This is a genomic window from Notoacmeibacter sp. MSK16QG-6 (genome assembly GCF_024158145.1).
Classification (GTDB): domain Bacteria; phylum Pseudomonadota; class Alphaproteobacteria; order Rhizobiales; family Rhizobiaceae; genus Notoacmeibacter.
Map to the genome: position 1 here is coordinate 1,043,752 of NZ_JAMYXM010000001.1, position 26,128 is coordinate 1,069,879.

Consider the following 26,128-nt stretch of genomic DNA (forward strand, 5'->3'; position numbering starts at 1 on the left):
TCACAAAGCTTTCAAACCCTCCTTCGTACCGTCACGCCGCCATACACCGTACCGATCCGCGCAATCGCATCGGCCAGTGGTTCCTTGACGACAGCCATTGCGTAACCAGAGGCGTGGAGTAGAGTCGCTTCATCGGCCATAATGCCGACATGACCCTTCCAGAACACCAGATCGCCGCGGCGAAGCAGGCGTTCTTCCTGCAATTCCACACCGAGGCCGGCGGCCTGCATGTCGCTATCGCGCTGCGCTTCCGTCCCCGCAAGGCGGAGGGATAGCTGGACAAGGCCGGAGCAATCGATGCCAAGGGCGCTGCCCCCACCCCAGAGATAAGGGGTGCCGATCAGGCTCTCGGCGATGTCGACATAGTCGTCCGAAAGCGGCGCGCCGAGCGGCGTCAGGTGGCGGTGAAAGACCGCCTCCCCCGTCGAAAGAATGAGATAGCGGTTGCCGCGCTGCTCAACCTCGTCCGTCACCGTCACCTCAGAGCCGAGCGAGAGGGTTCGTGCGGGTTTCGTCCGTAGTTCCGGCTCGGCGTAGGCAAAGGTCAGCGCCGCGCTGACCGTATGCGTCGGCTGCGGATCGACAGGGCCGAGCGCTCGCTCCTCGACATAGCCGACATAGCGGTCGCGCGCGCTCTGCACCCAGGCCCAGCCGTCTCGGCGCTCGAAAACAAGTACCTCCTCACCGAGCAGAAGCTGGCTGCCGATGGCGGTGTCGTGTCCCCTGCCCGCGCGCAGGTCGGCAACGGGTTCGATACAGCGCGCCCCTTCGCCCTTCACGAAGCGTTCCGCGCGCACCTGCCCTTCCAGCCGTACATCGGCCAGATCGTCGCGAAAGGCGTGAAGGCGCGGATCAAGGCTCATCGTTATCTGCCGAAGCGCTGTTGCAGCATACGATCGATCGCGCGAATGCCCATCGCCTCGCCACCGACCGGCGCCCAGGGTTTGGCGAATTTTGTCCAGCCGTAGATATCGAAATGCACCCAGCTTTCCGCGCGCTCGACAAACTTTTGCAAAAACAGTGCGGCGGTTATCGCGCCGGCGAAACCGTCCGACGTGATATTGTTGGTGTCGGCGACCTTGCTCGACAGCCGCTCGGCGTAAAGCTTGAAGAGCGGCAGCCGCCAAAGCGGATCAGCGGTCTTTTGCGAGGCGTCGGAAAGTTCGGCGGCGAGCAATTCGTCATCGGTGAAGAACGGCGGCAGTTCGGGTCCGAGCGCCACGCGCGCCGCGCCGGTCAGCGTCGCCATATCGATCAGCATTTGCGGCGCTTCTTCGTCTGCCAGCGCCAGCGCATCGGCCAGCACCAGCCGGCCTTCGGCGTCGGTATTGCCGATCTCGACCGTGATGCCCTTGCGGCTTTTCAGAATATCCGAGGGACGGAAGGCGTTGGCGGAGATGGAATTCTCGACCGCAGGAATAAGGACGCGCAGGCGCACCGGCAGTTTGGCGGCCATGATCATCGAGGCCAGGCCGATCACGTTCGCCGCGCCGCCCATATCCTTTTTCATCAGCAGCATGGAAGCCGCCGGCTTGATGTCGAGTCCGCCTGTATCGAAGCAGACGCCCTTGCCGACCAGCGTCACCTTCGGTGCGTTTTCGTCCCCCCATGTCAAATCGATCAGGCGCGGCGCTTCTGCGCTGGCGCGGCCGACGGCGTGGATCATCGGTAAATTGCGGTCCAGCAGCGCATCACCGGTAATGACTTGAACCGATGCGCCGTGCTTTTCGCCAAGCTGCCGCACAATCCGCTCCAGCGCCTCCGGTCCCATATCGTTGGTTGGGGTGTTGATGAGATCGCGAGTCAGCGCTGTGCCCTGCGCGAGCCGCTCGATCTCGACCGGCTCTACGCCGTCCGGGCAGGCCAGACCGATCCGGCGGCTGGGTTCCTTGCCATAGGCAGTGAAGGCGTAACCGCCCAGCACAGCGCCAAGCGTCGCCAGAACCGCATTTGGCGGTGGCTTTTCAAAATGCCAGTCGCCTGCCGGAAGAGACCTGGCGAGTTGGCCGGCGTGAAGAGCATCCTCCGGACTGTCATCCAACGCGATAATTGCGCAGTCGATCCCTCCATCGGTATCCGGGACAAGCAGAACCTTCCCATTCTTTGCCTTGTAATCCGTCGCTTCAGCCCAGGCGCGCGCTCTTTCGGGCAAATCCATGTTTTCCAGCCCATCCTCGCCGATGCAGTGGATTGGCTTGGAGCCGGCTTTCGGCCGGGCGAACAGTTCGACGGGCATTCAGTATGGTCCTTTGCAGATGCGACAGGAGCGCCGGATAAGGAGGTATTAACGAGGCGTTAGGGTTAACAGAATACTTCTGGAAGCGAAAAGCGGCAGTGCGCCGTAACTGACTTCGCTCGAAGGTGCCCTATGGTTTACATTCACAAGCCTTTCCGTGCATTTTTCGCCTGCGGCGTTGCGGCGTTTTTTTTAACCGGCGCGGCGGGGTGCGCCAATAAGCCGGGACGTGCAGCCAGCAAATCCATGTCGGCTGGCATGACGCAATCGCAGGTCGGCGCAACGGCCCGAACAATCGGCGCGAATTATATCCGCGATCCGAAGGATCGGGAAACGGCCCTTCGCTACGCCACGGCCCTGCGCATGGAAGGCCGCAACGAACAGTCCCTTGCGGTGATGCGCAAGACGGTGATCCTTCATCCCAACGATCGGGGCGTCCAAGCGGAATACGCCAAGGCGCTCGCGGCCAATGGTCAATTCGATCAGGCGCTACCCGCCCTGCGACGCGCGCAAACGCCGGAATATCCCAACTGGCGATTGATATCGGCCGAAGCGGCTATCGTCGATCAACTCGGACGGCACGATGAAGCACGGGCGCTCTACCGCAAGGCGCTCGATCTTGCTCCGAACGAATCGTCGATCCATTCCAATCTCGGCATGAGCTACGTGCTGACCGGCGAATTGGCCACGGCAGAAGCGCATATGAAGCGCGCGGCAAGCCTGCCCGGCGCGGATAGCCGGGTGCGGCAGAATTACGCGCTGGTCGTCGGCCTGCAGGGTCGCTTCGATGAAGCGCATGCCATTGCACGGCGCGAATTGTCGCAGGCCGACGCCGACGCCAATGTCGCCTATCTCCAATCCATGCTGAAGCAGCAGAATAGCTGGAGCGAACTGGCGGCGGAAGACACGAACCCCAACCACGATGCCAATGCAACAAATTGACTTGAGACCGATGCCGGTTCGCTTTTCCCTTTAGTCAAAAGCCCGCCAACTCGGCGGGCTTCTGCTTTTGTCGGGCGCGGTCGTTTTACATGTTACGGGAAATTTCCATGCCGGCCGGCGTCAGAATGACGATGAAGAGCACCGGCAGGAAAAACAGGATCATCGGCACGGTCAGCTTCGGCGGCAGGGCTGCCGCTTTCTTCTCCGCTTCGTTCATCCGCTGATCGCGGCTTTCCTTCGCCAGAACACGCAAGGCCTGACCGATGGGGGTGCCGTAGCGTTCCGACTGGATCAACGCCTGACATACGCTCTTGACCGGCTCGAGCTGCGTGCGGGTTGCAAGGTTGTCATAAGCCGAGCGCCTGTCCTCCAGATAGGAGAGTTCGGCGGTGGTCAGCATCAGTTCTTCGGCCAGCTCAAGCGATTGCGCGCCGATCTCCTCGGCGACGCGCCGGAACGCGGCCTCGATCGAGATGCCGGACTCCACGCAGATCAGCATGAGGTCGAGGGCGTCAGGCCAGGCTTTCCTGATCGATTCGCTTCGTTTCTGCGCTTTGTTCTTCATGAAGAGCACAGGCAAATAAAAGCCAAAATAGGTCGCGCCGAGCACCACTGCGATCCGCACCATCAGCGTCTGGTCCTTCAGCAGACCAAAGCCGAATATGTAGAGAGACGACAGCGCCAGGAACACTAGCGGCAGGACCAGCCTGAAGAACAGGAAGCGCGTTACGGGCGCCTGGCCGCGATAACCGGCCGTGCGGATCATCTTCATAGTCGCTTCATCGACAAGCGCGGCCCGCAGATCGAGCTTTTCGACAATTCGCGTCATTTTGGCGTTCTGCGTTTCGCGGAGACCGGCAGCGCGGCGCTCTGACGATTCCGCCGCAAGGCGCGCTCGTTGCTGTGCCCGCAACTCCTCGCGCTCCAGCGCCATCGTTTTCATGCGCTTCTTCATCGGGTCCTTGCCGAGTTGCGGCAACAGAGCGAAGAGCGTGGCGAAAACGGCGAGCGCCGTCAGAAGCGAAAACAGAAATGCCGGATCGAGAATGTCTTCCAGGCTCAACATGGGTCTAGACCTCGAAGTTCATCATTTTCTTCATGACAAAGATACCCATCGCCATCAGAACGGCGGCAACCGCCAATGCAATATGACCGGTCGGATCGGTGAAGAGAGGCATGATATAGCCCGGCGAGATCACGAAGATCAGGCCGGCAACGATAATTGGCAACGAGCCGATGATGTAGGCGGACGCTTTTGCTTCCATCGACAGCGCCTTCACCTTGGCCTTCATCTTCTTACGGTCGCGCAGAACAGTGGCGAGATTGCCGATCGCCTCGGAGAGATTGCCACCGGCCTGCGCCTGAATCTGGATGACGATGCCGAAGAAGTTGGCCTCCGGACAGGGCATGGTTTCCGGCATTTTCGCAATCGCCTCGGGCAGTGACAGGCCGACATTCATCCGTTCGATGACACGGCGAAATTCGCCGCGAACGGGTTCCGGCGCCTCCGCGGCGATCAGGTGAACGCAGTCCGGTAGCGGCAGACCTGAACGAACGCCGCGTCCGATCACTTCCAGCGCATCGGCGAACCGATCCAGAAACTGCCTGATCCGCCGGTTTCTCTGCCAACTGACATACCAGCGCGGCAGACCAAGTCCGGCAGCGAGCAATACCCCTGGCAGCAGAAAGGTCGGCATGATCTGGAAGAGATAGATCAGACCAGCGAGGACGATGCCGATGGTGACCGAAACGACGTGCATCGTCATAAGCGATGTCGTGATGCCGGCCTGTTTCATCATCTGTTTCAGAGGCGGCTTCTTCTTATTGCCAACGCCCTTGGCCTTGTTCTTCTCGTCCAGCTGGCTGAGCGTTTCCTGGATCGATTTTCGCCGCCGGGCGGCATCGCTGACCTTGTCGCGGCGCGCGCGGACGATCGACTGATCGGTTTCCTGCCGTCTCACCCGGTCGAAACGGCGGTCTGCCTTCTTTTCCTTTTCGATGCGACCGAAGAGCAGCGCGTAAGCAACGCCGCCAGCCGAGAGGCCGACGAGAGCGATCAATGCAATCAGGTTGAGCGACAATCCGAACATTCGGCTAAACCTCGCTTCGGCCCTTTTCCAGACCGTCGAGCGCTTCGGCAAGCCGGGCTTCTTCGCCATAATAGCGGGCGCGGTCCCAGAAACCGGGGCGGCCGATTCCGCAACCGACATGCTCGCCGAGAATCCGCCCCTGCGCATCCTCGCCCCTGATCTCGTACTTCAGGAGATCCTGCGTGATGATGACATCGCCTTCCATGCCGAGCACTTCAGTGATCTGGGTGATGCGGCGTGAACCGTCGCGCATACGCGCGGCCTGCACCACGACATCCACCGAGCCGACAATGATCTCCCGGACAGTTTTTTGAGGCAGCGCCCAACCGCCCATTGCGATCATGGATTCCATACGGCTGAGGCATTCGCGTGGCGTGTTGGCGTGGATGGTGCCCATCGACCCGTCATGGCCCGTGTTCATCGCCTGCAGAAGGTCGAACACCTCTGGGCCACGGACCTCACCGACAATGATCCGCTCCGGACGCATACGCAGGCAGTTCTTGACGAGGTCGGTCATCGTCACCTGGCCCTCGCCCTCCAGATTTGGCGGTCGTGTTTCCAGGCGGACCACATGCGGCTGCTGAAGCTGCAGTTCCGCAGAATCTTCGCAGGTGATGATGCGCTCGTCGGTATCGATATAGCGCGTCAGACAGTTGAGGAGGGTCGTCTTACCGGAGCCTGTTCCGCCCGAGATGATCGTGTTGCAGCGGACGCGGCCGATGATCTGAAGAATGCGGGCACCTTCGGGCGAAATCGAGCCGAAGCGGACCAGCTCCTCCAGCGTCAGCTTGTCCTTCTTGAACTTACGAATGGTCAGCGCAGCGCCGTCGATGGCGAGCGGCGGCGCAATCACGTTGACGCGGCTGCCATCCATGAGGCGCGCGTCACAGATCGGCGAACTCTCGTCGACGCGGCGGCCGACCTGACTGACGATCCGCTGGCAGATGTTGAGAAGCTGCTGATTGTCGCGGAACTGGATATCGGTGCGTTCGGTCTTGCCTTCGACTTCGATGTAAACGTCCTTGGCGCCGTTGACCATGATATCGGCGATATCATCGCGCGCCAGCAACGGCTCCAGCGGGCCGAAGCCCAGAACGTCATTGCAGATGTCTTCGAGCAGATCCTCCTGCTCTGCGATGCTCATCGCGAAGTTCTTGATCGCGATGATGTCGTTGACGATGTCGCGGATTTCCTCGCGCGCGGCATCGGCGTCCAGACGCGCCAGCTGCGACAGATCGATCGTATCGATCAGCGCGGAAAAGACCTGGCTCTTGGTGTCATAATAGGATTCGTTGCGAGGGGAAGGCCGGCGCGCGGGCTTTGCCGCCGACGGAGCAGGCTTTGCTTCCGGGGCCGGTGCGGCGCCATCCGCTTTCCGTTCCTTCGTCAGCGTATCACCCGGCGGCGCCCGAAAATCGGGGCCCTTCCGCCTTGTTGTCTCCGCTGCCTTCTTGCCGAACATTATTTGCGTACCACCCTCGGGTCGAAAAGGCTTACTGGCCCTTCAGCTTCTTCAAAATCGAATGCAACATGCCGGTCGAGCCGGCTTTGAGCTCCCGACGTCCAGTCAGAACTCGCGCCACTTCGTTGATTTTCTGGACGACCGCGTGATCCGGCGTCATTTCCTCCAGCATCTGGCCATTCGTCGCGGCCGTGCCAAAAAGTTGAGGATCGAACGGGATGACAGCCAAAGGCTTGATGCCGAGCGGGTCGACGAAGTCGGCCGGATCGATTTCCGGGCGTTTTGGCATTCCGGCCTGATTGATAATCAGATGCGGCGGCGGATCGTTCGGCCGCAACCGTTTCATCGTGTCGATAATGTTTTTGGCGTTGCGAAGATTGGTCAGTTCCGGCGTCGCCACGATGACGATTTCATCAGCTTCAGCGAGTGTCCGGCGCGTCCAGGCGTGCCAGCTATGGGGCACGTCGAGAATGACAATCGGGGTGGTCGCCTGCATGACCTCGACAATCGAAGCAAAAGCCGCCTCGTCGAAATCGTAGACGCGTTCGAGCGTTGACGGCGCCGCCAGGAGGGACAGCCGGTCAGAACATTTCGATAGCAGGCGATCCAGATAGGTCTCGTCCACGCGCTCCGGTGAGAATACGGCCTCGGCAATGCCCTGGGCGGGGTCCTGATCGAAATTGATGTTCGCCGTGCCGAATGCCAGATCCATATCGGCGATAACGACATCGTTCTCGAAAAGATTGGTGACGGCCCACGCCACATTGTGAGCGATGGTCGACGCGCCGACACCGCCTTTCGCGCCGACAAAGGCGATGGAGCGACCGAGCGGAGCTTCGTTCTCCGTCGAATAGATGGTCTCGATAGCCGCGATCAGATCGGCGAGCGAAACAGGCGCAACCATATATTCGGAAATGCCGCTCCGCATCATTTCGCGATAGAGCGAGACATCGTTGAAGTGCCCGATCACAACGACCCGCGTCGAGGAATCGCAAACCTCAGCCAGATTGGCGAGCTGCTTCATGATGTATTCGGGTTCGACCCGCGTTTCCACAAGCAGCAGGTTTGGCGTGGTGTTCTGCGCGTAATATTCCGCTGCTGCACGAACACCACCGGTATGAACGGTCACATGAGCGCGCGCCATGCGCCGATCCTGAGCCGCTCTTTCGATCGGCTGTTGAACACCGGCAGAATCGCACCATGCATGGATGGTGATACGAGGGATCGGTCGCGCACTGTCGAGTTTGTCCCTGTCACGGCTTGACAGCGTGACTTCGCCTTCCTCTAGACCGGGCTCAGTGTGGAGTGGCTCTACAGACATTGTCGGCTCCGAACGGCGGTTCTCATGCAAATTATCGGTCGCGATAGGTATCGATCGCGTTTGAACGCGCCTCGATATCGGGCGGGGTCATGCGGCGTGGGCCGAGAAGGTCCGTCGGATTGTCAAGCATGGCGGCGATATTGGCCTGGGTGGAACAACCAAAATCCCGATAGTGACGGTTCTCGGAATTATCGATCATGTTCTCCGAATAATCGCCGCAGACAGGCGGAATCGCACCCAGGCCGGTTCGCAGGAGGATCAGCTTGGACTGTTGCGGCGTTGCCGGTGTGTAATCGTAGGCCGCCATCATCGTGGCTGGCACGCCGATCTGGGTCAGCGATTGCACCATATCGCCCGCGACAGCTTCCGCCGCGAAGGAGTTGGGCATGCCTTTGGGTATCAGAATCTGAAATCCGCCACCGGCGCGGGGGTCCCAACCGGCGGCAAAGCCTTCCACGACTTCCCTCTGCTCATAAGTGAGCGCCGACGCCCCTGCGAGAACCGGAAACTCCAGTTTCGTTGTCTTGGCGCCCAAGCGGATCGGGTGGTTGATCTCGACCCGATCCTTGATCGCGCCGGTTACGATCTTATCCCGATGCAGCTTGCCGCAGCCGGCGAGGCTGGCAGCGAGCGCCAGGGCGATGCCGGCCCGCACGGAAATTCCAAGGGCGTTCCGCAACCGATCATGCCGTCTTATTGTCGTGGTCATGGCAGGACGCCCCTTATTTGTAGATGTAGCCGACATTGCCGCGCCAGGCCGGAAGAGTGCTCTTCTTGCGCGCCACGCCGTAGAGGCGGTTCACGCGGCCGAGGAAATTCTGAGGACCGTCGGCCGCCGGCTCAAAGCCGTAATCCGGACGCTGGATCTGGTCTGGGCTGGTCTGTCGAACCAGGAACGGCCGCACGATCACAACCAATTCGGTTTCAGTCCGTTCGTAGCTACGCTCACGAAAGAGGGTGCCGAAAATCGGGATGCGCCCGAGACCGGGGGTCCGGTTCTGATCGATCGAGAACTGATCGCGGATCAACCCGGCCATCATCATGGTACCGCCGGAGGACATCTCCACCTCAGTCGAAGCGCGGCGTGTCTTGCGTTGCTGAACGGTCGCATTGGAGCCGGCCTCAATGGTCAGTTCATTGGTTGGCTCGTTCAATTCGGTTTCGATCTGAAGCGCGATCCGTCCCTCGGCCAGCACGGTCGGCGTGAAATTCAGCGTCACACCGTATTCGACGGACTCGGTCGATGAGTTGTCATCGCCAACCACCGTCACCGTACCTTCCGCGCCGACCTGGAACGTGGCCTCCCTGCCAGACACCGCGACAAGGGTCGGTTCGGCAACCGTTCTCATGACGCCGTTCTGCTCCAGCGCATTGAGTGTGGCGTCCAGCTCATATCCGCCGATGGTGCCGGAGCCGCCCAACGTCAATTGGCCCGCTTCAGAGGTTCCGGTCAGGTTGAATGCGCTCGATCCAGTCGCGCTGTTGAGCGAGAGATTGACGCCGAGATCCTTCAGCGCGCGGCGGGTCACTTCCGCCACCGTCACACGCAACATCACCTGATCCTGCCCGACGAGCTGGAGCAGATTGACGATTGAGGAGGTCTTCTCCGATGTCAGGCCGTTAATATCGGTCGCGATGACTTCACCGCCAGTGGCTTCGCCACCCGTCACATAGATGGTCGCCAATTGCTCAGCCTTGGAGGCATCGAGAGGCGAGCGGACTGTGCCTGTCAGGACGACGTTGTCGTTGACGATTTCGGCATCAATATTGGCCGTCGGCAAGAAGCGGCGAAGATACTGGACCAGTCCTGCCACGTCGCGCTCGATGACAAGATCGAAAGACGCGAGCTGATTGCCGCCTGCACCGAAGACGAAAACATTGGTGCGTCCGACCTTCTTGCCAAAGAAGTAGATGCGGCGTGATGTGCGCGTCACGGCATCGGCGACTTCCGGGTTGGCGACAAGAATATCGGTCGCATCCGCCGGCAAATCGACGACGATGGATTTATCGAGGCCCAGCTTCACTTCCTGATCCGTACTGGTACTCAAAATATTGACGCCCTGCCCCATCGCCGGCAGCGCTGCCGGGGTCAGCCCCGTCGCGCTGGCCAGAAGAACCACGGCCAGACGCCGGGCACAGGCGGCAATGCGTTTCATGATGATCTTTCCTTGCAGCTTTACCCGGTCCATCATTTCGATGCCTGACCTCCCTTGATGAGGCGCACGGTCTTGGACTGTCGGTCCTCCCGCTCACCCAATGGCGGTAGCGGCGCGCGTATGCCGACATCCTTGACGGAGCGAAGGACCAGAGAGATCTGGTCGTATGTCTGCTGGGCTACGGTCACGAGTTCGACCTCATCGGGAGACAGTTCCAGCGTCGCGGTCTGGCCTATGCTGGTCTGTGGCCCATCCGGTCCCTGCTTGAAGAACTGGTCAATCGCCAGAACACGCACATTTTCCAGAATGATGTTGGTGTTGACGGTGCCGTCTTCCGTTTTGATGCCCATGAGGTCGACGTAGTCGTTCGGCAGGACGAAGCCGCCGCCAGTGCTTTCACTTGAGACGCGGACGGCCAGAGCGCGCATGCCTTTGGGCAAGACAGCGCTCATGTAATTCTTGCCGAAGCCGACCAGCCTGTTTTTGCGAATGGGCTCCCCGACGGTCAGCGGCAGCCGGACGGTCGTGCCGACCAGCTTGTTTATGGCATCGGGCTCTTTGCTTTTGACGACGTAGCTCGGATCGACGACCTCGGCAGGCCATTTCTGCCAACGCATCTGTTCCAGGATCAACGTCTCGCCGATGCCGATCGGCTCGACCATGACCAGCACCTCTTCGACCGCAACGGGCGGAGGCGCAGGCTCAGAGGTTTCTGAAAGTTGAGGCTGCGGCACGGGCGCGGGCTCGTCCATAAAGCCCTTGGCCAGAATACCAGCACCGATGGCGGCGACCAGCGCAACAGCCAGAACGATGATCTGAGACGACTTCATACCGATTCCTTCTGAAGGGCGTTTCGCCCCGTCGAAGGGAATCTGCGTCCGCAATCGTTAGATTACGGTTAATCAATCAAGATCAGACATACTTAATAAAATGCAAAGCGGCATCTGGAGTTAGCTTATCGCCAGGCTCTCGATGACAAGGCGGGCAATTGGCGACTGCGGAAATGCCATCAATCCAGCCATTCCGAGGGCAAGACCATAGGGCACGCCGCTATCGTTTTCTTCCAGATAGGCGGGCATTTGGGTATTGGGGCCAAGTACACGACCGGCAAAGAAACGCACGATTTCGTTGTGGCGGAATAAAAGTACGCCGACGGTCACAACTCCGCCCAGAAGGCTTGCTGCCAAAAGATAATACACTAGGGGGTCGCCCCACCCCATCCAGAGCGCCGTTGCGGCAATCAGTTTTGCGTCGCCACCGCCCATCGTACCGAACGCGAACATCGCGAAGGTGGCAGCGAGAACGCCAGCAAAGACCGCAGCGTGCAAGCCGATATCAGACCATCCCATGCCGGTGGTGAGAGCCACGAGCAAAAAAATGGCAATAAGCGTAAAGGAGACACGGTTGGCGATAGTCATCGATAGGCTGTCGGTGATTGCCGCCCAAATCATACAGAACGGAAAGACCACCAATATGACAGCTTCGATCATCGCTTAGGTCCTGTACGTCCCAGATCAATTGAGAATCGTTAACGGAGGCGGATCGCAAGACCCGCCTTCCGTGATCTTCCTTTCAAAGCCTAGAAAAGGCTCAAATTACTTAGCCTTTGATGCTAGAAGCGATCGAGCTGAATTTGGACTTCAGGTTGGTGCCGACAGCGGTCACTGCGGTGATGATGGCCACAGCGATCAGCGCAGCGATCAGGCCGTATTCGATAGCGGTTGCGCCGGATTCATCTTTGGCGAAACGAGCAATCAGCTTGGTCATTGTAAAAGCTCCTGGTTCAGGTTGCACAGCACGTCCGTCAACATTGTCTGCCCGTTGATCGGATGCGGCCAATCTACCGCCGACCTGTTTCATGCTCGTTAGCAAATATGGTTAACGGATTGCCTGACCCGAAAAAGCTGACGCAGAGGTATGTTAGGGCGGCCGGTCACTGACGATTGATCCGCGAAATAACGGGCTTAACCAATATTTCACCAAACCCATCCATCCTTCCATCGACCCGCCTCTTTCAGGATAATCCGCCATGCGCCTTGCGCTTCTCACTACTCTTTCGATCAGCGGAGCGCTTGCTACGGGCATTGTTGCCGCCCAGGCTGCGGAGGGCATTTCCATCGACAAGGGGAATGCCCGGATCGTCAAACTGGTGGAACCTGCCGAGACCGTTATCGTGGGCGAGCCTACCGTCGCTGACGTAACGGTGAAGGATTCGCGAACCCTCGTGCTGACCGGCCGGACCTATGGCAGTACCAATCTGGTCGTCTTCAATGCTGCGGGCGAGCCGATCGTCGATCAGCCGGTTATCGTCAGCCGTCAGGGTAAGGGCTCCGTACGACTCTACAGGCGTGACGATGTTGAAATGATGACCTGCCTGCCCGTCTGCGAAAAGGATACGATCGGCGGTACTGACGGCGAGAACGACGGATAGGCGCGGCAGACGTCGAACTCTATCGGTCCACGCAACACTTCATGAAGATTCTTGGCCTAAGCTCACTTGGATGAAAATCCAACGAGACGGGCTTCCATGGATTTGAAACAGAATAGTTCGGGCAGATGGCGTTGTCTTCCGAAACGGTTCCTGCGGCACCGTTCCGGCGCGACCGCGGTCGAATTTTCGTTTCTTCTGATCCCGTTTCTTGTCCTCGTTTTTTCGATCATCGAGGTTTCTCTGGGGTTTGCTGCTGGCCAGTTGCTCGCCAACGGAAGTGAAAAAGTCGTTCGAAAGATCCGTACCGGTCAGCAGACCGTCGTGACCGATGACTGGGTCAAGACTCAGATTTGCGACACGCTTTCGCTTCTTGCCGGCAATAACTGCAAAAACGAAATATCGGTCTATCTGCAAAATCAGGGCAGTTTTTCGGCTGCAGCTTCGGCTTCGCAGATCTCACTGTTGGGCGATGGCTCCATCGACACCGCAGGATGGGGCGTCAGCGTCGGTGGATCGTCCACCATTCACACGCTGAAGACCGTGTATCCGAGACCTACCATGATCGATCTGCTCAGCCTCGTCGCTCCCAATGCGAAGATGGAATTCTTCTATACATCGACGTGGCGAAACGAACCCTACTGAAGATATCTGCCCAACCGGCCGCTGGAAGGACAAATTTTCGATGCTCCATTCTGTCGCATCACGTTCACGATCCGCAGCGCAACGTCTCTGGCAGGACAGGCGCGGCGTGGCAGCTACCGAATTTGCCATCGTGGCGCCGTTTCTGCTGGTCGCTTATCTCGGTTCGATCGAACTTGCCGCAGGCATCGATGCGGCCAAGAAGATTAGCCGATCCGCCGGTGTGGTGGCCGACCTCGTCACCCAAGGCGATAGCTACACATCCTCTGAACTGGGCGAATTGCTCGATATCGGCATGGCCAACATCCAGCCTTATAGTCGCTCAAAGCCGACGATGTCTTTGTATGGCATAGAAATGGACGATAGCAGCGGCACCGTCCAGGCGAAGGTGAAATGGTCGATCACCAAAACCAAGGGTGGATCACTTAGCCAGGCGGTGGCGGCCGGCACCGTTTTAACGGACGTGCCGGCCAATCTACTGGTGAAAGACACATTTCTTGTGCGCGCCGTGACGGATCTCAGCTACAAGTCGCTTTCTCTCGGCTCCACAGAATACACTGGAAATCTTGACGGCATCGCCCTGTCCGACACCGCCAATTTTCGCCCTCGCTACGAAGACGAAATTACGTGCTCCGACTGCGGGTCGCTGCCGTAACCGAACCGCCTATTGCGCCGGTCCAAAGGGACTTTTATCTGCATAAGCGAGTCTTCCCTGCAGCCAGTCAGGTTCCTAAGAAGCCATGCCCGAATTACCGGAAGTGGAAACCGTTCGCCGCGGCCTCGCTCCTTTTCTCGAAGGAGCAACTATCGAACGCTTCGAGGCAAGACGGCCCGATTTGCGCTTCCCCCTTCCGGATCACATCGAAGAGATCTGCAACGGTCGCCTGATTACCGGTCTCGGTCGACGAGCGAAGTACCTGTTGTTTCATCTCGACGATGATATGACGCTTATCAGCCATCTCGGCATGAGCGGTTCCTGGCGGATTGAAAGCGACGGTTTATCCAAACCGACCGCTGCGACTTATCATCCAAAAGGCAAATCTGGCCCCCACGATCATCTCGTTCTGGATATCGCCTGCCTCGGCAAGCCGGTCGGGCGCGTCATCTACAACGATCCCCGAAGGTTCGGTTTTCTGCTTCAATCCCGGACAAGCGAATTGGATCGTCATCCCGCATTGTCTGGACTGGGCATGGAGCCGTTAGGCAACGCACTTGGCGGAACTGAACTGGCACGGCTGATGGCCGGGCGGATCGCGCCGCTCAAGGCGGCGTTGCTGGATCAGAGGTTGATCGCCGGACTTGGCAATATCTATGTCTGCGAGGCTTTATGGCTATCGCGCCTTTCGCCCCGCCGCCGCGCCGGCTCCATCGTGCGGAAAAATGGCGGCCCAACCGAACGCGCCGACCGCCTCGCTAGCGCCATCCGATCTGTCCTGACAGAGGCCGTGGAGGCCGGCGGCTCGTCGCTACGCGATCATATCCGCGCCGATGGAACGCTGGGCTATTTTCAACATCGCTTCAAGGTCTACGACCGCGAGGGACGAGACTGCCCGCGTGAAGAATGCAATGGCGTTATCAAGCGGATTGTGCAGAGCGGCCGTTCGACTTTCCACTGCCCCGTTTGTCAGCGTTAGGCTTCTTTCCGAGGGCGAGAGACGCGGCAAGATTTCAACCCTTTCTGCTTGACGCATTGCCGGACCGTGGCTAAAAGCGCCCCAACCTTGGCGGCCCGAAACGGCCGCCTGCTTTGTTTCGCCACCCGTTGACGGGTCGAGAACCCAGACACGCAAGGATATTCGCTATGGCCAATACGCCATCGGCCAAAAAGGCCACCCGCAAGATCGCCGCCCGGACCGCTGTCAACAAGTCGCGTCGCACCCGCATGCGCACCTATGTCCGCAAGGTCGAAGAAGCGATCGCTGCTGGCGACAAGGACGCTGCGCAGGAAGCGCTTCGCCTGGCGCAGCCGCAGATCATGCGCGCAGCCAATCGCGGTATCATCCACAAAAACACCGCTTCCCGTAAGGTGTCCCGCCTTTCGCACCGCATCAAGTCGATCGGCGCCTGAACCTGTTCGGGTAACGCTGGCACTATACAACCTAGTGCTGAAATAATTGTGGCAGGCCTGTTGCACGCGCAGCAGGCCTTTCGCATTTTAGGACCGGTTTTTCTCGTCGATCCCACCCGTTTCGGTCGAGGCCGCCTAAAGAGTGGTCAAACCGCTTCCATATGCGGCAGGAGCGATATAACTTAGCGAAAAGCTTGGCCCTCTTATGTTCACCCTTATTAAATATTTCTCCATACTATCAGTATGTTACGAGATAAAATCCACAGCTTCTCCAGTGCGTTTTGCAGAGAATCGAAATAGGCTCAGAGTCAACTAAAAAGATATAATTTTTTTTACCGATCCAGCCGATCAGCCGTTCATGACAGGAAGGTAACAGAATCCCAAGGCTTTAGTGCCGACAGGATCGGCTAATGCATCTTCAGGTTGTGCATTTGAAAATCACTCCCCCATTTGAGGCTTGTAAGTTTGGATCGTCCTTCTGTAGAGTGTGCCCACTAGAGAGGGGGACGACATCTCCCGCCTGACTGAACATCTTTAGCTGCGCTTTCATGCAAGATCGTCGGCAACGTCCGACGGCTGTGGCGGAGCTTTGTCGATTGGGCTGATGGACGTCCGACACGATATTCCCGAACAGGATATCGTGACAAAAAAAGAAGAAGCCAATCCGAAATCGGATATGGCCTGCCAGTCGACATGTCCACGCGGCCAGCGGTCGCGCGGGATGAACGAGGTTTACCTCGGCAGTCGACAGTTTGGCGATTGGGAACAGTCCTCGCGCGTAAGCGCGAGAAGCGAATAGACGCGGCGGACAAAAGCGAGGTGGAGCGGTGAGACAGGTCGATCAGCAGAAGGGCACCCATAATAAGGGGACCGTCCTATCTGATGGCGGAGCAGCGGGAGATGACGGTGAGGTATCGCCAGCTCTTCTGGAGATGTTCGAACGTGTCCGACAGCGTCTGCGATCGGCTTTAGGTCAGGAAGTTTTCAGTTCGTGGTTTGGCCGCATGATGCTGATGGAAGTGAACGGGCCGATCATACGTCTATCCGTACCCACGACCTTTCTACGGTCCTGGATCAACAGCCATTATCTCGATACGCTGCTGGAAATCTGGAAAGAAGAGCGGCCTGAAACACTTAAGGTCGAGGTTCTGGTACGCAGCGCCGCCCGTTTGCCGCGCGCTACCGTCGTAGCCGGCGAATTCGGACGCGAGACGGGCAGCGAGATGCAACCCAGTCGCGCGCATTCGGCCAAGAGCCCGGCTGCAGCGCCACGCCCCAGCAAGCTTCCCGATATTCGCCATGGCATTTTCGGCTCGCCGCTCGATCCGCGCTTTACTTTCGACAGCTTTGTGGAAGGACCGAGCAATCGCGTTGCCCATGCCGCTGCACGAGCCGTTTCCGAATCCGGCAGTGGATCCGTCCGTTTCAATCCACTCTACATTCACGCCTCGGTGGGACTTGGCAAAACCCATTTGCTGCAGGCCATCGCCGATGAGGCGATCCGCAAGAACACCGATGCCCGCGTCGTCTATCTGACGGCCGAATATTTCATGTGGCGTTTCGCAACCGCCATTCGGGACAACAATGCCCTGTCCTTCAAGGAGCAGTTGCGCGATATCGATCTACTGATCATCGACGACATGCAGTTCCTGCAGGGCAAGACGATTCAGAACGAGTTCTGTCATCTGATCAACACGCTGCTCGACAGCGCCAAGCAGGTTGTGGTGGCTGCCGACAGGCCTGCCGGCGAGCTGGAGTCCCTGGAAGAGCGCGTGCGCTCACGCCTCAATGGGGGCGTTATTCTCGAAATGGGGCGGCCGGACGATTCCATGCGCCTCCGCATGCTGCGCGGCAAACTGGAATCCGCTCAGCACGACGACCCGTCGCTGGTCATTTCGGAAGAGGTTCTGGAACATATCGCCAATACGGTGACCGGCTCTGGCCGCGAACTGGAAGGCGCTTTCAACCAACTTCTGTTCCGCCAGAGCCTCGAGCCGGAAATGACCATCGAGAAGGTCGATGAGTTTCTGGCGCACATCTACAAGCAGGGCGAGCCGAAGCGCATTCGCATCGAAGACATCCAGCGCGTGGTCGCCAAGCATTACAATGTTTCGAAGACCGAACTGCTGAGCAACCGGCGGACCCGCACGGTCGTGCTTCCGCGCCAGATCGCCATGTTTCTGTCCAAGGTTCTGACACTGCGCAGCCTGCCTGAAATCGGCCGACGCTTCGGCGGGAAAGACCACACCACGGTTCTTCACGCGGTTCGCAAGATCGAGGGGCTGATCGAGAAGGACAAGAAGCTTGCGCAAGAGGTCGAGCTTCTCAAGCGGCTCATCAACGAACAGGCCTGAGCGAAGCGGGTCTAGTGTTTCTAGGCGGACCGGCACGTTTCCACAGGCCTTGGCAAGCGAAGCGGCAAATGTGCCGTTTCGCTTGCCTTTGCACCCTGAAAAATGCTCCTTTGCAGGACTGACCGGCGACCGCTGACGGTGCGCCGGCTCTTTTGTCGGTTCTATTGTTTTTCGAAGGAAGTCAGGTCGCCATGCGTGTCACACTCGAGCGCTCCAATTTGCTGAAGTCTCTCGGCCATGTGCATCGTGTGGTCGAGCGCCGGAACACCATTCCGATCCTGTCAAATGTGCTGCTCTCCGCCGATAGCGGCGCTCTGCAGCTCAAGGCCACGGACCTCGATCTCGAAGTGACCGAGGCCGTGCCGGCAACGATCGACGTGGCAGGCGGCACCACCGTGCCGGCTCATCTGCTTCACGATATCGTCCGCAAGCTGCCGGACGGCGCGGAGGTTGGCCTCACCATGGACGAGGATGGGCGGGCCATGAGCGTGGCATCGGGTCGGTCGTCTTTCCGCCTGCAATGTCTGCCGCAGGGCGATTTTCCTGCACTGATGGCGGGGCAATTCTCTCACCAGTTCGAGGTTGCCGCAGCGGAACTGAAGCGCCTGATCGACAAGACGCAGTTTGCGATCTCTACCGAAGAAACACGCTATTACCTGAACGGTATCTATCTTCACGCGATTGAGAGCGATGGCGACCTGATGCTGCGAGCCGTCGCGACGGATGGCCACCGCCTAGCGCGTACCCAGATGGCGGCGCCCGCCGGATCTGAGGGAATGCCAGGGATTATCGTGCCGCGGAAGACGGTGGCGGAATTGCAAAAGCTGCTCGACCTGCCGGAAGAAGCGACGGTGAAGGTGGAGCTTTCCGACACCAAGATCCGCTTTACCGCCGGTGAAGTCGTCCTGACGAGCAAACTGATCGACGGCACCTTCCCCGACTATCAGCGCGTCATTCCAACCGGCAACGACAAGCGTCTCGTGCTGGAACGCGACCGCTTTGCCGCGGCTGTGGACCGCGTTTCCACCATTTCGTCGGAGCGCGGCCGCGCGGTCAAGCTCTCCGTGGGAGACGAGCAGATCGTTTTGACAGTCAACAACCCCGATAGCGGCAGCGCTACCGAGGAGTTGCAGGCCGGTTACGAGGCCGATCCGATGGATATCGGTTTCAATGCGAAGTACCTGCTCGACGTTACCGCGCAGTTGAATGGGGACGAGGCCGTCTTCCTGCTGGCCGATGCCGGCTCACCGACGCTCATCACCGATGAGGACGACGAGCAGACCCTCTACGTTCTCATGCCGATGCGCGTCTGACCGGCGATCCGTTGAACAAAGTCCCGGCATCGTCCGATGCCGTTCCGCAGGTCTCGATCACGGCGCTTCGCCTGACCGATTTTCGTAGTCACGCGTCGCTCTCGCTGAGTCTCGACCATCGCCACGTCGTACTGTTTGGCGAAAACGGCGCGGGCAAGACCAATATTCTGGAAGCCGTTTCGCTGCTGTCGCCGGGGCGTGGCTTTCGACGCGCAACCTATGCCGAGATGGCCGCCAAGGGCACGGAGGGTTTCGCCATCCACGCCGGTGTGGAGAGCGCGATGGGCGCCGCCGAAATCGGCACCGGCACTATTGCCGGCGGTGCGCTCGGTTCGGTGGGCGCCGGCGGCGAAGGCGGACGCCGCGTTCGCATCAATGGGGCAAGCGAGTCAGCCGACGCCATGGCCGAATGGCTTCGCGTCATCTGGCTCCTGCCCGCCATGGATGGGCTCTTTACCGGCAGCGCTTCGGACCGGCGACGTTTTCTCGACCGGATGGTTCTCGCAATCGACCCATCCCACGGGCGACGGGCGCTCGCCTATGAAAAAGCCATGCGTCAGCGAAATCGCCTGTTCGCGGACGATGTGCGGGACGATCTCTGGTACGAAAGCGTCGAAACGGAACTGGCCGAGGCCGGTCTGCCGATCATGACGGCCCGCCGTCAATTGGTCGAAGCGTTGCAGCGGCAGATCGACCGTCTGCCGGAACCTTCTCCCTTCCCGAAATCGGACCTGTCGCTTCTGCCGGGCTTCGAGGACGATATGCCGGATACGCCGGAAGCCTATCGCGCGGCACTGGCCCGTGGCCGATATCGCGACCGTATGGCAGGCCGGGCACTGGCCGGACCCCATCGCGGCGACCTGCTGGTCGAGCATCGGCCAAAGGCGATGGCGGCAAAGCTATGCTCGACAGGCGAACAGAAAGCGCTTCTCATCGGCCTTATTCTCGCTCATGCGCGGCTGACCGCCACGCAATCGGGCATGGCGCCCATCCTCCTTCTCGATGAGGTGGCGGCCCATCTCGATGCGGGGCGACGAGCCGCCCTCTTCGATATTCTTGACGAGCTCGGCGGGCAGGCATGGATGACCGGCACGGACGGACATCTGTTTGCCGCCCTTGCGGATCGGGCGCAATTTTTCCATCTGTCAAATGGCACGGTGCAGCCCGCGAAGGGTCCACCGCCGATGGAGACTGATGAATGACCGATGCTGCCCTCAGCACCGATGAATTGCGGCGTTACGCCCGGCATATCGTTTTGCCGGAGATCGGCGGCGAGGGTCAGCAAAAGCTGAAGGCGGCGCGGGTGCTGGTAATCGGCGCTGGCGGTCTTGGCGCGCCCGTCCTGCTCTATCTCGCTGCGGCGGGTGTCGGCGCGCTCGGCGTGATCGACGACGATGCGGTTTCGCTGTCCAATCTTCAGCGCCAGGTGATCCATTCGACCGATGCGATCGGGAATGCAAAGGTGGAAAGCGCTGCCGATGCCTTGGCGAAGATCAACCCGCATGTGCGGGTGGAAGTCCATGAGACTCGATTGACCGAAGCCAACGCTGCGGAATTGATCGGTCAATACGACATCGTTGTCGATGGGTCGGACAATTTCGAAACGCGTTATCTGCTGGCCGATCTCTGCGCCAAACATAGGGTGACGCTCGTGACCGGCGCCGTCGGCCGGTTCGATGGATCGCTGACGGTCCTTCAGCCCTGGACGGAAGATGAGGACGGGCGGCCCAACCCGACCTATCGCGATCTCTTCCCCGAACCGCCCGCCCCCGGCACGGTGCCCTCCTGCGCGGAGGCCGGGGTGATCGGCGCGCTGACCGGCGTGATCGGCGCGCTGCAGGCGATGGAAGTCATCAAGCTGATTACCGGGGCGGGCGAACCGCTGATCGGGCGGCTCCTCCTCTATGACAGCCTCGCCGCACGGTTCGAGACGATCCGGTATCGTGGGAAGCGGGCCGCGTGAAAATGAAACGATGGCGCTCTTCAATACAGAAAAGCGGTCTCTCCGACCGAGCCTAAATGACGGCTATGCGGACTATGCAGACCTATGCAACTGGTGAGAATGTTCGCATATAACATCTATAAATTTTCGATTTAACTGACCACACAGGAAAAGCATGAGTGAAACTGAAAGGGAGAAAATCAAACTACGATCCACCTATCTGAATGGCGTAGCTTTGATTTTTTTGGGCCTAGGCGGGCTTGGTCCCGCGTTTACTCTGATACACTCCTTAAACTTCTTTGAATGGAAAAATCTGGTCATAGCATTGATTTGGTTATGGGCGGGTGGGATGTCTAGCTGGGAGCTTCATGAGATGGCGGCACGTAACCTCGACCGCCTGTCTGAACCAAAATAGGCAAGACATGAACTGCATGGCCATCTTTCGCCATGGCGCTCCGAAACACCCATCTGTTTTGCGACAATCAGATGTCTGATAGGGCTCCAAGCGGACATATGAACCCGCATCTGGATTGGTCATGGCAACACCGCCGGCGTTTCCTGCGGACGCTCTCCCGCCTAATGGCGGAGCGGCTTACCGTCGCGCCGGCAACACCCGATCCGGCGGACGATGGCCGTCGAAGACGACACGAATGTTGATCAGCACGCGCTCGCCCATCTCAATGCGGCTTTCCAGCGTGGCGGACCCCATATGCGGCAGGAGCGTGATGCGGTTCTGGCGGCACAGTTCCAGCAGGCGCGGATTGACGTTCGGCACCTTGTTGAAGACGTCTAGCGCCGCGCCGGCGATCCGGCGATCCTCCACCGCATCGATCAATGCGGCCTCGTCAACGATACCACCGCGCGAAACATTGACGAAGTAGGCTTCCCTTTTGAGGAGCGCCAAACGCCGCGCATCGATCATGTGGCGCGTTTCGGGCGTCAGCGGGGTATGGATCGTCACGATATCCATCCGCGCCAGCATATCGTCCAGATCGTCCCAATAGGTGGCGTTCAGCTCCGCCTGGGTCTGATCGGCGACAGGCGCGCGGTTATGATAATGAATCGAAAGACCGAACGCTTTCGCTCGCCTTGCGACCGCCGTGCCGATCCGACCCATGCCGACAATACCGAGCTTTTTTCCGAATATCCGGCGGCCAAGCATCCAGTTGGGCGACCAGCCGTTCCATTCACCGTTCATCTGCAGAAGGGCCTGGCTGCCCTCCACAAGCCGGCGCGGCACAGCGACGATCAGCGCCATGGTCATATCGGCTGTATCCTCGGTGAGAACGCCGGGCGTATTCGTCACGATGATGCCGGCGCGATTGGCCGCTTCCACGTCGATATGTTCGGTACCTGCGCCGAAATTGGCGATCATGCGCAGTTGATCGCCTGCTGCGCGGATAAGATCGGCATCGATCCTGTCCGTCAAAGTCGGCACGAGGACATCCGCCGTCTTCACCGCCTCGAAAAGTGCTTCCTGCGGCAGGGACTGGTCGTCCGGGTTCGGAACAAGGTCGAACAGTTCACCCATGCGTTGCTCGACCGGAACCGGGAGTTTCCGGGTGAGGACAACACGGGGTTTTGTCATGGGAGCCCTTCCTCGCCAAAATTTTCAGCGTTCGATAAAGTCACTTTTAACCCTGTCGGCGCAGGATGACCGTAGTGAATGCTTCGTCTTGCCCTTCCCTTAGCAGCGGGCCGGTCCGAAGCAAAGTATCGACCTGATCGCAGGTAGCGCCCTCAACCGATCCGGTCGAATGATGAGAGATGGTCTGAAAAATGTTCCGCCAGATGCGCGCCGCCCTGCCCCTTTTAGCCCCCGTTTTCGTCTGGATATTCCTGTTGTGCCTTCCAGCCGGTCAGGCTCGGGCGCAGGACATCACCGGGTCTATCGAGACCGGCGCATCCGGCCTTCCCCTTCCCCGGTTCGCCTCGCTCAAATCCTCGCGCATCAATATGAGAGCAGGCCCAGGCAGAGATTACAGGGTCGAATGGAACTACCGCAAGGCCGGCCTGCCGATGGAAATCATCCAAGAGTACGACAATTGGCGCAAGGTTCGCGACGCAAGCGGTGACGAGGGCTGGATTCACGTCTCGCTTCTCACCGGCAAGCGGACCGGCGTCGCCGCGCCTTGGCAAAAGGGCTCGCTGCTGCCGCTCCGCCGGAGTCCAGGCCCGGATGCGCCCTTGGTTGCGCAGGTCGAGGCCGGAGCCGTCGGCGATGTCATCTCCTGCGACGGCCAATGGTGCATTGTCGACTATGACAATCACGAGGGCTATATGCGACAGGCGCAGCTATGGGGTGTCTATCCGAGTGAGCAGATCAGCGACTGATAGGTCATCTCTCCTCCCTGAAACCAATACGGGCAATCGCCAGGCCGGTTTTCCCGTCTGGTTGAGCCTTTGAGGCTTTCGTCCGGCCTCCGATCCGTGTAATCCGGGCAAAACAGCCGGAAACCGCGCGGCGAGGAGCAGTTGCGCGGCACCGTGTCAGGGAGATGAGTGCCGAACGATGAACGAACGTAAATCCAGTTACGACTACGAAGACCTTCTTGCGTGCGGACGCGGAGAACTGTTCGGCCCCGGAAATGCGCAATTGCCCGCTCCGCCGATGCTTATGTTCGACCGGATCACCGATGTCTCCGAAGAGGGCGGCGCGCATGGCAAAGGCCAGATCCGCGCTGAACTCGACGTCAAACCCGATCTCTGGTTTTTCCCGTGCCACTTCATCGGAAACGAAATCATGCCCGGCTGTCTCGGGCTGGACGCCATGTGGCAGCTCACGGGTTTCTATCTCGGCTGGCTCGGCCTGCCCGGTTACGGCATGGCGATCTCGACCGGCGAAGTGAAGTTCAAGGGCATGGTCACGCCGAAGACCAAGCTTGTCGAATACGGGGTCGATTTCAAACGCGTCATGAAGGGTCGGCTCAATCTCGGCATTGCCGATGGCTGGCTAAAGGCCGATGGCGAGCAAATCTACACCGCCACGGATCTGAAAGTCGCCCTTTCGAAGGAAAAGGCCGGCGCATAAATACCTCCGGGGCCGAGCGCCCTTCAGGTCAGAACTTCTCCGTGAAGGAAGGGAGAGCCCCATGAAACGAGTCGTCGTAACCGGAATGGGCATCGTGTCGTCCATCGGCAATGATGTCGAAGCTGTCACCGCTTCGCTACACGATGCGAAAAGCGGTATCAGCTTTGCAGAGCCATTCGCCGAACACGGCTTTCGAAGCCAGGTCTGGGGCATGCCAACGCTCGACCCGACCGATCTGATCGACCGGCGCGCCATGCGCTTTCTCCACCGTGGCGGCGCGTGGAACCATGTCGCCATGAAGCAGGCGATTTCCGATGCGGGCCTGGAGGAAGGCGGCATCACCGATCCGCGGATCGGTATCATCATGGGCTCGGGCGGCCCTTCCACGGAAATCGTTGTCGATGCCGCCGACACCACACGCGAAAAAGGGTCGCCGAAGCGTATCGGGCCGTTTGCGGTGCCGAAGGCTATGAGCAGCACGGCCTCTGCGACGCTCGCCACCTGGTTCAAGATTCACGGGGTGAACTATTCCATCAGTTCGGCCTGCTCCACATCCGCGCACTGCATCGGCAACGCCTATGAGCTGATCCAGTGGGGCAAGCAGGATATGGTCTTCGCCGGCGGCCATGAGGACCTCCACTGGACCTCCTCCAACATTTTCGACGCCATGGGCGCGATGAGCAGCAAATACAACGATACGCCAGCCGAAGCATCGCGCGCCTATGATGTCGATCGCGACGGTTTCGTCATTGCCGGCGGGGCCGGCGTGCTGGTGCTGGAAGAGCTCGAGCGCGCCAAGGCGCGCGGCGCGACGATCTATGCCGAAATCGTCGGCTATGGTGCGACATCCGACGGTTACGACATGGTAGCCCCCTCGGGCGAAGGCGCCGCCCGCTGCATGAAGATGGCGCTCGAAACGGTTGACGCAAAGGTCGACTACATCAACACGCACGGCACATCGACGCCGGTCGGCGATCAGAAAGAGATCGGCGCCATCAGGGAAGTGTTCGGCGACGATATCCCGCATATCGGTTCGACCAAGAGTCTGACAGGTCACAGCCTTGGCGGCGCAGGCGTTCAGGAGGCAATCTACAGCCTTCTGATGATGAAGAACGATTTCATGGCCGAGAGCGCTCACATCGAGACGCTCGATCCGGAATTTGAGGGCGTACCCATTCTGACCGAACGGCGGGAGGGTGCTTTCGATGTCGCGCTTTCCAACTCGTTCGGTTTCGGCGGCACGAACGCCACGCTCGTTTTCCAGCGCTACCAGGATTGAGGAGACGGTCGTGGACGGACTCATGAAGGGAAAACGCGGCCTTGTCATGGGCATCGCGAACCGCAACTCAATCGCTTATGGCATCGCCAAAACCCTTGCTGCGCAAGGCGCGGAAATGGCCGTGACCTATCAGGGCGAAGCGTTTGGAAAACGGGTCAGGCCGCTTGCGGAGGATCTGGGCGTCGACCTGATGATCGACTGCGATGTGGAAGATATCGCGTCTGTCGACGCTGCGTTCGAAACGCTCAAGGATAAATGGGGCAGCATGGACTTTCTGGTTCATGCCATCGGCTTCTCAGACAAGAGTGAACTGAAGGGACTGTACGCCGACACGACGCGCGAAAATTTCTCGCGAACCATGGTGATCTCGTGCTTCTCCTTCACGGAGGTCACGAAACGGGCGGCGGCGATGATGCCCGATGGCGGTTCGATCCTGACGCTGACTTATGCCGGTTCGGTGCGCGTCATGCCCAATTACAACGTGATGGGTGTCGCAAAGGCCGCATTGGAAGCGTCCGTGCGCTATCTGGCCGCCGATTACGGTCAGGACGCCATTCGCGTCAACGCGATTTCCGCCGGACCGGTGCGGACCCTTGCAGGCGCAGGAATCGCCGATGCGCGGGCCATGTTCAGCCATCAGGCCAGCAACGCGCCGCTTCGCCGAACGGTCACGCTCGATGAACTGGGCGGCTCGGCGCTTTACCTGCTCTCCGACCTTTCGGGTGGGGTTACAGGAGAGATCCACTATGTCGATAGCGGTTTCAACATCACCTCCATGCCACGTCTGGACAATCTCCAAAAGCCGAGCGAGTAGCATTCGATTTTAGCAGGCAATTGGTATTTCCGCTGAAAACGGGCGCGATC

At 59.4% G+C, this 26,128-nt stretch carries 27 protein-coding genes; 15 read left to right on the forward strand and 12 right to left on the reverse strand.

Annotated features, from left to right (window positions below; all coding sequences use genetic code 11):
• Positions 1-11: 11 nt before the first annotated feature.
• Together NIM86_RS04950 and NIM86_RS04955 are read right to left on the reverse strand one after the other, a co-directional pair.
• Positions 12-863 (reverse strand): NlpC/P60 family protein, encoded by an 852-nt coding sequence (locus tag NIM86_RS04950; RefSeq protein ID WP_253379662.1) that lies wholly within the window; start codon positions 861-863, stop codon positions 12-14.
• 2 nt (positions 864-865) lie between these two features.
• Positions 866-2,236, reverse strand: a complete 1,371-nt coding sequence (locus tag NIM86_RS04955) for a M17 family metallopeptidase (RefSeq protein WP_253379664.1) — start codon at positions 2,234-2,236, stop codon at positions 866-868.
• Between the two features lie 258 nt (positions 2,237-2,494).
• Here NIM86_RS04955 and NIM86_RS04960 point away from each other — a divergent pair, with 258 nt between their 5' ends.
• Entirely contained in the window at positions 2,495-3,178 is a 684-nt protein-coding gene (locus tag NIM86_RS04960; RefSeq protein ID WP_371872835.1) for a tetratricopeptide repeat protein, read from the forward strand.
• 85 nt (positions 3,179-3,263) lie between these two features.
• On the opposite strand, the gene NIM86_RS04965 is transcribed toward NIM86_RS04960, so the two are convergent.
• The 9 genes from NIM86_RS04965 to NIM86_RS05005 form a co-directional block, all read right to left on the reverse strand.
• Positions 3,264-4,244 carry a type II secretion system F family protein gene (locus NIM86_RS04965; RefSeq protein WP_253379667.1) on the reverse strand — a complete coding sequence of 327 codons (981 nt, stop codon included), beginning with the start codon at positions 4,242-4,244 and terminating at the stop codon, positions 3,264-3,266.
• A 4-nt stretch (positions 4,245-4,248) separates the two neighbouring features.
• On the reverse strand, positions 4,249-5,268 hold the full coding sequence (locus NIM86_RS04970) for a type II secretion system F family protein (RefSeq protein WP_253379669.1): 1,020 nt from the start codon (positions 5,266-5,268) through the stop codon (positions 4,249-4,251).
• 4 nt (positions 5,269-5,272) lie between these two features.
• Complete coding sequence (locus NIM86_RS04975; protein ID WP_253379671.1) at positions 5,273-6,730, reverse strand: CpaF family protein; 1,458 nt, start codon at positions 6,728-6,730, stop codon at positions 5,273-5,275.
• 31 nt (positions 6,731-6,761) lie between these two features.
• Entirely contained in the window at positions 6,762-8,051 is a 1,290-nt protein-coding gene (locus tag NIM86_RS04980; protein WP_253379673.1) for a CpaE family protein, read from the reverse strand.
• 31 nt (positions 8,052-8,082) lie between these two features.
• On the reverse strand, positions 8,083-8,760 hold the full coding sequence (locus NIM86_RS04985) for a CpaD family pilus assembly lipoprotein (protein WP_253379675.1): 678 nt from the start codon (positions 8,758-8,760) through the stop codon (positions 8,083-8,085).
• A gap of 13 nt (positions 8,761-8,773) precedes the next feature.
• On the reverse strand, positions 8,774-10,207 hold the full coding sequence (locus NIM86_RS04990; RefSeq protein ID WP_253379677.1) for a type II and III secretion system protein family protein: 1,434 nt from the start codon (positions 10,205-10,207) through the stop codon (positions 8,774-8,776).
• Between the two features lie 32 nt (positions 10,208-10,239).
• The gene (cpaB, locus tag NIM86_RS04995; RefSeq protein WP_253379678.1) at positions 10,240-11,037 is read right to left on the reverse strand and encodes a Flp pilus assembly protein CpaB; all 798 of its coding nucleotides are present in this window, start codon (positions 11,035-11,037) and stop codon (positions 10,240-10,242) included.
• Between the two features lie 120 nt (positions 11,038-11,157).
• The gene (locus NIM86_RS05000; RefSeq protein ID WP_253379679.1) at positions 11,158-11,697 is read right to left on the reverse strand and encodes a prepilin peptidase; all 540 of its coding nucleotides are present in this window, start codon (positions 11,695-11,697) and stop codon (positions 11,158-11,160) included.
• 109 nt (positions 11,698-11,806) lie between these two features.
• Positions 11,807-11,974, reverse strand: a complete 168-nt coding sequence (locus NIM86_RS05005; protein WP_253379680.1) for a Flp family type IVb pilin — start codon at positions 11,972-11,974, stop codon at positions 11,807-11,809.
• Positions 11,975-12,236: 262 nt separating this feature from the next.
• Between NIM86_RS05005 and NIM86_RS05010 the strand changes: the two genes are divergently transcribed.
• From NIM86_RS05010 to NIM86_RS05055, 10 genes are all read left to right on the forward strand, one after another.
• Positions 12,237-12,638 carry a pilus assembly protein N-terminal domain-containing protein gene (locus tag NIM86_RS05010; RefSeq protein ID WP_253379681.1) on the forward strand — a complete coding sequence of 134 codons (402 nt, stop codon included), beginning with the start codon at positions 12,237-12,239 and terminating at the stop codon, positions 12,636-12,638.
• Positions 12,639-12,734: 96 nt separating this feature from the next.
• Positions 12,735-13,280, forward strand: coding sequence for a TadE/TadG family type IV pilus assembly protein (locus NIM86_RS05015; RefSeq protein WP_253379682.1), 546 nt, complete (start codon positions 12,735-12,737; stop codon positions 13,278-13,280).
• A gap of 40 nt (positions 13,281-13,320) precedes the next feature.
• Positions 13,321-13,932: a TadE/TadG family type IV pilus assembly protein gene (locus NIM86_RS05020; RefSeq protein WP_253379683.1), complete on the forward strand. Its 612-nt coding sequence runs from the start codon at positions 13,321-13,323 to the stop codon at positions 13,930-13,932.
• 85 nt (positions 13,933-14,017) lie between these two features.
• On the forward strand, positions 14,018-14,911 hold the full coding sequence (mutM, locus tag NIM86_RS05025) for a bifunctional DNA-formamidopyrimidine glycosylase/DNA-(apurinic or apyrimidinic site) lyase (RefSeq protein ID WP_253379684.1): 894 nt from the start codon (positions 14,018-14,020) through the stop codon (positions 14,909-14,911).
• A 167-nt stretch (positions 14,912-15,078) separates the two neighbouring features.
• The gene (rpsT, locus tag NIM86_RS05030) at positions 15,079-15,345 is read left to right on the forward strand and encodes a 30S ribosomal protein S20 (protein WP_253379685.1); all 267 of its coding nucleotides are present in this window, start codon (positions 15,079-15,081) and stop codon (positions 15,343-15,345) included.
• Between the two features lie 932 nt (positions 15,346-16,277).
• A complete protein-coding gene (gene dnaA, locus NIM86_RS05035; RefSeq protein ID WP_253380734.1) occupies positions 16,278-17,699 on the forward strand; it encodes a chromosomal replication initiator protein DnaA in 1,422 nt (473 codons plus the stop codon).
• A gap of 191 nt (positions 17,700-17,890) precedes the next feature.
• Positions 17,891-19,012 (forward strand): DNA polymerase III subunit beta, encoded by a 1,122-nt coding sequence (dnaN, locus tag NIM86_RS05040; RefSeq protein WP_253379686.1) that lies wholly within the window; start codon positions 17,891-17,893, stop codon positions 19,010-19,012.
• An 11-nt stretch (positions 19,013-19,023) separates the two neighbouring features.
• Complete coding sequence (recF, locus tag NIM86_RS05045) at positions 19,024-20,214, forward strand: DNA replication/repair protein RecF (RefSeq protein WP_253379687.1); 1,191 nt, start codon at positions 19,024-19,026, stop codon at positions 20,212-20,214.
• Complete coding sequence (locus tag NIM86_RS05050) at positions 20,211-20,975, forward strand: molybdopterin-synthase adenylyltransferase MoeB (RefSeq protein WP_253379688.1); 765 nt, start codon at positions 20,211-20,213, stop codon at positions 20,973-20,975. Before recF ends, NIM86_RS05050 begins: the two co-directional genes overlap by 4 nt.
• Before the next feature lie 154 nt (positions 20,976-21,129).
• Entirely contained in the window at positions 21,130-21,369 is a 240-nt protein-coding gene (locus NIM86_RS05055; protein WP_253379690.1) for a hypothetical protein, read from the forward strand.
• Between the two features lie 177 nt (positions 21,370-21,546).
• On the opposite strand, the gene NIM86_RS05060 is transcribed toward NIM86_RS05055, so the two are convergent.
• On the reverse strand, positions 21,547-22,542 hold the full coding sequence (locus NIM86_RS05060; protein ID WP_253379691.1) for a D-glycerate dehydrogenase: 996 nt from the start codon (positions 22,540-22,542) through the stop codon (positions 21,547-21,549).
• Positions 22,543-22,733: 191 nt separating this feature from the next.
• Between NIM86_RS05060 and NIM86_RS05065 the strand changes: the two genes are divergently transcribed.
• From NIM86_RS05065 to fabI, 4 genes are all read left to right on the forward strand, one after another.
• Positions 22,734-23,288 (forward strand): SH3 domain-containing protein, encoded by a 555-nt coding sequence (locus tag NIM86_RS05065; protein ID WP_253379693.1) that lies wholly within the window; start codon positions 22,734-22,736, stop codon positions 23,286-23,288.
• 178 nt (positions 23,289-23,466) lie between these two features.
• Entirely contained in the window at positions 23,467-23,985 is a 519-nt protein-coding gene (fabA, locus tag NIM86_RS05070) for a 3-hydroxyacyl-[acyl-carrier-protein] dehydratase FabA (RefSeq protein WP_253379694.1), read from the forward strand.
• A gap of 61 nt (positions 23,986-24,046) precedes the next feature.
• On the forward strand, positions 24,047-25,264 hold the full coding sequence (fabB, locus tag NIM86_RS05075; RefSeq protein ID WP_253379695.1) for a beta-ketoacyl-ACP synthase I: 1,218 nt from the start codon (positions 24,047-24,049) through the stop codon (positions 25,262-25,264).
• A 10-nt stretch (positions 25,265-25,274) separates the two neighbouring features.
• Positions 25,275-26,078, forward strand: a complete 804-nt coding sequence (fabI, locus tag NIM86_RS05080) for an enoyl-ACP reductase FabI (protein ID WP_253379696.1) — start codon at positions 25,275-25,277, stop codon at positions 26,076-26,078.
• Positions 26,079-26,128: the final 50 nt, after the last annotated feature.

Coding starts and splice junctions, on each gene's coding strand:
- NIM86_RS04990 (WP_253379677.1), bottom strand. CDS start 10,207: ATGAAACGCATTGCCGCCTGTGCCCGGCGTCTGGCCGTGGTTCTTCTG.
- NIM86_RS04975 (WP_253379671.1), bottom strand. CDS start 6,730: ATGTTCGGCAAGAAGGCAGCGGAGACAACAAGGCGGAAGGGCCCCGAT.
- NIM86_RS05055 (WP_253379690.1), top strand. CDS start 21,130: ATGAGTGAAACTGAAAGGGAGAAAATCAAACTACGATCCACCTATCTG.
- rpsT (WP_253379685.1), top strand. CDS start 15,079: ATGGCCAATACGCCATCGGCCAAAAAGGCCACCCGCAAGATCGCCGCC.
- NIM86_RS04955 (WP_253379664.1), bottom strand. CDS start 2,236: ATGCCCGTCGAACTGTTCGCCCGGCCGAAAGCCGGCTCCAAGCCAATC.
- NIM86_RS05015 (WP_253379682.1), top strand. CDS start 12,735: ATGGATTTGAAACAGAATAGTTCGGGCAGATGGCGTTGTCTTCCGAAA.
- NIM86_RS04970 (WP_253379669.1), bottom strand. CDS start 5,268: ATGTTCGGATTGTCGCTCAACCTGATTGCATTGATCGCTCTCGTCGGC.
- NIM86_RS05060 (WP_253379691.1), bottom strand. CDS start 22,542: ATGACAAAACCCCGTGTTGTCCTCACCCGGAAACTCCCGGTTCCGGTC.
- NIM86_RS04950 (WP_253379662.1), bottom strand. CDS start 863: ATGAGCCTTGATCCGCGCCTTCACGCCTTTCGCGACGATCTGGCCGAT.
- cpaB (WP_253379678.1), bottom strand. CDS start 11,037: ATGAAGTCGTCTCAGATCATCGTTCTGGCTGTTGCGCTGGTCGCCGCC.
- fabA (WP_253379694.1), top strand. CDS start 23,467: ATGAACGAACGTAAATCCAGTTACGACTACGAAGACCTTCTTGCGTGC.
- dnaN (WP_253379686.1), top strand. CDS start 17,891: ATGCGTGTCACACTCGAGCGCTCCAATTTGCTGAAGTCTCTCGGCCAT.
- NIM86_RS05050 (WP_253379688.1), top strand. CDS start 20,211: ATGACCGATGCTGCCCTCAGCACCGATGAATTGCGGCGTTACGCCCGG.
- NIM86_RS04960 (WP_371872835.1), top strand. CDS start 2,495: ATGACGCAATCGCAGGTCGGCGCAACGGCCCGAACAATCGGCGCGAAT.
- NIM86_RS05020 (WP_253379683.1), top strand. CDS start 13,321: ATGCTCCATTCTGTCGCATCACGTTCACGATCCGCAGCGCAACGTCTC.
- NIM86_RS04965 (WP_253379667.1), bottom strand. CDS start 4,244: ATGTTGAGCCTGGAAGACATTCTCGATCCGGCATTTCTGTTTTCGCTT.
- NIM86_RS05005 (WP_253379680.1), bottom strand. CDS start 11,974: ATGACCAAGCTGATTGCTCGTTTCGCCAAAGATGAATCCGGCGCAACC.
- fabB (WP_253379695.1), top strand. CDS start 24,047: ATGAAACGAGTCGTCGTAACCGGAATGGGCATCGTGTCGTCCATCGGC.
- dnaA (WP_253380734.1), top strand. CDS start 16,278: ATGTTCGAACGTGTCCGACAGCGTCTGCGATCGGCTTTAGGTCAGGAA.
- NIM86_RS05065 (WP_253379693.1), top strand. CDS start 22,734: ATGTTCCGCCAGATGCGCGCCGCCCTGCCCCTTTTAGCCCCCGTTTTC.
- NIM86_RS04980 (WP_253379673.1), bottom strand. CDS start 8,051: ATGTCTGTAGAGCCACTCCACACTGAGCCCGGTCTAGAGGAAGGCGAA.
- mutM (WP_253379684.1), top strand. CDS start 14,018: ATGCCCGAATTACCGGAAGTGGAAACCGTTCGCCGCGGCCTCGCTCCT.
- NIM86_RS05000 (WP_253379679.1), bottom strand. CDS start 11,697: ATGATCGAAGCTGTCATATTGGTGGTCTTTCCGTTCTGTATGATTTGG.
- NIM86_RS05010 (WP_253379681.1), top strand. CDS start 12,237: ATGCGCCTTGCGCTTCTCACTACTCTTTCGATCAGCGGAGCGCTTGCT.
- NIM86_RS04985 (WP_253379675.1), bottom strand. CDS start 8,760: ATGACCACGACAATAAGACGGCATGATCGGTTGCGGAACGCCCTTGGA.